This is a genomic window from Marinomonas arctica, from assembly GCF_003259225.1.
Classification (GTDB): Bacteria; Pseudomonadota; Gammaproteobacteria; order Pseudomonadales; family Marinomonadaceae; genus Marinomonas; species Marinomonas arctica.
Map to the genome: position 1 here is coordinate 1 of NZ_QHJF01000088.1, position 514 is coordinate 514.

Here is a 514-nt window from a genome sequence, read left to right on the forward strand (position 1 = left end):
CCCCTCCCGGGGTGCTTTTCACCTTTCCCTCACGGTACTGGTACGCTATCGGTCAGACAGGTATGCTTAGACTTACCCAACGGTCTGGGCTGATTCACGCGGGATTCCACGAGGCCCGCGCTACTTGGGACAACACGATCGGAAGACGGCTCACGTCCAGGTACGGGGCTGGCACCCTCTACGGCCAGGCCTTCAAGCCTGTTCCCCTGGCAAGCCGTTTTATGACTCCCGCCCGGCCCGTCGGAACCGGGACACGTGATCCCACGACACCGGCAACGCAACCCCCGACGGGTATCACGCGCAACCGGTTTGGTCTGATCCGCTTTCGCTCGCCACTACTCACGGAGTATCCCTTCCTGCAGGTACTGAGATGTTTCACTTCCCTGCGTACCCCCCGCAACAATGTGCGGTGCCGGCCCATGACGGCCGGCGGGTTCCCCCATTCGGAGACCCTAGGATCAAAGCCATGTTGGAGGCTCCCCTAGGATTATCGCATCCTCAAACGTCCTTCATC

General features: G+C 61.1%; 1 rRNA gene. It reads right to left on the bottom strand.

The window, feature by feature from the left end:
* Positions 1 to 514 (bottom strand): 23S ribosomal RNA (locus DK187_RS20945); the annotation flags it as partial.